General features: G+C 61.0%; 5 protein-coding genes. All 5 read right to left on the minus strand.

Going from position 1 to position 2,969, the window contains the following annotated elements:
- Positions 1–100: DUF3309 family protein (locus VOI29_RS23650; RefSeq protein WP_323784244.1), on the minus strand; the 100-nt coding region annotated here is incomplete at its 3' end.
- Between the two features lie 113 nt (positions 101–213).
- Positions 214–576: a CsbD family protein gene (locus tag VOI29_RS23655; protein WP_323784236.1), complete on the minus strand. Its 363-nt coding sequence runs from the start codon at positions 574–576 to the stop codon at positions 214–216.
- A gap of 210 nt (positions 577–786) precedes the next feature.
- On the minus strand, positions 787–1,815 hold the full coding sequence (locus VOI29_RS23660) for a fatty acid desaturase (RefSeq protein WP_323784238.1): 1,029 nt from the start codon (positions 1,813–1,815) through the stop codon (positions 787–789).
- Positions 1,816–2,070: 255 nt separating this feature from the next.
- Complete coding sequence (locus VOI29_RS23665; RefSeq protein WP_323784240.1) at positions 2,071–2,307, minus strand: twin-arginine translocation signal domain-containing protein; 237 nt, start codon at positions 2,305–2,307, stop codon at positions 2,071–2,073.
- Positions 2,308–2,401: 94 nt separating this feature from the next.
- Positions 2,402–2,969, minus strand: a 568-nt coding sequence (locus tag VOI29_RS23670; protein ID WP_323784242.1) for a 5'-nucleotidase, incomplete at its 5' end; no start/stop codon positions are given.

Consider the following 2,969-nt stretch of genomic DNA (forward strand, 5'->3'; position numbering starts at 1 on the left):
CGGCATGGCCGAAACCATAGCCATAGCCGCCGAACCGGCCGCTGAAACCGCCCAGAAGGAAGATAACAAGAACAACGATCAGGATTGTGCCGAGTGACATTGTGCTCTCTCCTATTACAGGGTGCCACCCGTGCTGCGAGGGCGCCGATGTTCAGACTTGCGGGGCGCGGCTGGGGCTATGAGCACCGCCGGGCCTTGGCCACACCGGTTCGTTTACTTCCCGTCAATGGGTACGCTCAGCTCGCCGGTCTTGATGATGATGCCGTCCTGGCGTTCCTGATAATACAGATAGCCTGCCCCGGCTGCGCCAACGGCGAGTATCCCGATCAGGATGAAAAGGAAGTACCGGTTCATTGCTGGTTTCCGGCCTCCAGCGGTGTTGTCAGGCCGTTGAGGGGTGGCGGCAACGCCGCGGACGGTGTCCTTGATGCTGCCAGCAGCATTCTGGACTTGACCCGCGGCCTTTTCGGCCTCTCCCTGCGCCTCAAGTTTTGCGTCGCCGGTAGCCTTTCCGGCGGCCGCCTTGACCTTGCCCTTCACGACCCTCGCGGAACCGATCACCCGATCCTTATCCATGGCGTTTTCCTTTCAAAGCTGGGGATCAAGATACATGTTCACCGGAAATCCGGTGACCTGTTAGGATTTTAGCGTCGGCATCGCCGCCCCGCACTGATGCAGGTTGGCCCAGGAAGACCCGGGAGATTTTTCTGGCGGAGCCGGGCGGCGGATCTCGTCCGGGCAACGGCCTGTCCGCAAGGGGAAGTAACGTTGTCAGCCCCGCAAGGTTTACACCGATCGCGCTGCTGAAAAAGTTAGCAGGCTGCGCCCTTTCTCATCCCACAAATGCAGCCGTGCGCAATGCAGGCTCTCTTTCATGGTCAGCCTTTGCGCCCGGTCCAGTTCGGGACAGTCGCGCAGCACTTCAGGCAGGCGGTAGAACGGAATACGGCTGTAAAGATGATGCACATGATGCGCACCGATATTGCCGGTCAGCCAGCGAAGGACGGGCGGCAGGACATAGTGAGAGCTTCCCTCCAGCGCAGCCTCATGCAACTGCCAGTCGGCCTCCTTGCTCCAATAGGTGCCTTCGAACTGGTGCTGAACATAGAACAGCCACATGCCCGCGGCGGCGCCGACCAGGGCTGTCGGCAGGAAGACCAGCAGCAGAACGCGCAGTCCGCCGAACCAGATGCCGGCCCCGATAACCATTGCGATGGCAGCATTTGTTGCCAGGGCGCTGATCCAATACCGCGTACCTGCGTGCATCAGCCCGATGGGCAGGCGAAACTGCAGAAAGAATACAAAGGCGGGCATGACCCCGAATAGAAAGAGAGGGTTCCGGTAAATCCGGTAGGCAAGGCGCTGGCCTGCGGACCGGGCGCGGTACTCGCTGACCGTCAGCGTCAGAACATCCCCGAGCCCGCGCCGGTCAAGATTGCCCGACACCGAGTGATGGATCGAATGGGTGCGTTTCCATATGTCATAGGGTGTCAGGGTAAGGGCAGCGAGAATCCGGCCAAGCCAGTCATTGGCCTGCCTGCTGGTAAAGAACGAGCCATGGCCGCAGTCGTGCTGAATGACAAACAGCCGGACCAGGAAAGCCCCGTTCACGACGGAAACCGCAGCAGCTAGCGGATAGCTCACGGCCAGAGTCCGCCACGCCAGCCCAATAAGCAGCGCGAAGGGAATGAAGGTTGCCAGAAGCTCGAACAGGCTTCGAACATTCGATGGCTTGCGGTACCGGGCGAGGATGCAGACCCACTCATGTCCGGATCGCCTGGTTTGAGCGCATGTATTTCCGGCGCTGGCTGTCATTCGTGGGCACCTTTCCGGTCAGGCTGTGAAACTGCACGGGTCTGCCAGGGAAAGGGAGCGAGGAAACGCCGCTCATCCGATTGCCGCCTCCATTCCGCAGCGCCCCCCGGTGATATCAAAAGATGTATCTCTTTGGTTTACTCGGCAGCCTGGGTGCAGATGGCTTCGCGGCGTGGCCCCTGCAGGGTCAGGCACACGCACCGGGCAGTTCCCAAACGCAGTTCAGCCCGCATTTGCACCCTGAACACCCGACCATCAGTTGTTCCGGCAGCCAGGAACATTCAGGTCCCGGCAGAAGTACCCGGCGGCACCGCCGACCACGGCCCCCGTGACCGGGCTGCCGCCGGTGGCGCTGGAAATGACAGCGCCGCCGGCAGCCCCGGCCACCCCGGTGCCTGCCGCAACCGCAGCGCCACCCATCAGGCCTGCCTTGAGGAAGGAACGGCGGGACGCCGTCTGTCGGTCCTGTTTCGTGTCGGTCCGGTCTACCATGAGAACCTCCCGTGACATGTCTCCAGCGTCTGCATCTTTGTCTCCGTCGTCATCGCCGATCCATTGAGGACCAGCATTCAAATCAAATCAGGGGTCACAGGATCACCCGGACAGCCGCAGCGTCCGGATCGAGCGAAACCACCGATTTTTTCGTGATGTAGTCTTCCATCAGGTCGTAGATGGCGGGGCCTTCGACCCCTTCATTGACCGAAGCCCAGCCGCCGACCGTGTAGGTCTTGTCAGCTTCCATCGGATCACCACTGCCGATCAGCCGCATGTCGGTAATCCGCTCGCCCATACCGGCATTGGGTGTGCAACTGTAGGTAAAGCCGCCAACGCGCACCATGTCGCCACCCTGCTGCAGAAACGGGTCTTTGTTGAACAAATTGTCGCAGACATCCTCCATGATGTCTTTCAGCTGCGCGCCGGTGAACTCCAGCCGGTAGACCGACGGGTAGCTCATCGAGGTTTCGGTATAGAGGTCATCAATGGTGATCTCGGAGCCCGGAAGCAGCGTCGTGCCCCAGCGGAAGCCCGGGGACAGCGCAATTTCGGTGTCGCGCTCTTCCATGATGCCCTGGCAGATCAGGTCGTCCCAGGTGCCGTTGAAATTGCCACGCCGGTAGAGCAGGCTGTCGGTCGTTCCGATCACGCGCTGCGTC

The sequence above is a fragment of the Leisingera sp. genome (assembly GCF_034669605.1).
Lineage (GTDB): Bacteria > Pseudomonadota > Alphaproteobacteria > Rhodobacterales > Rhodobacteraceae > Leisingera.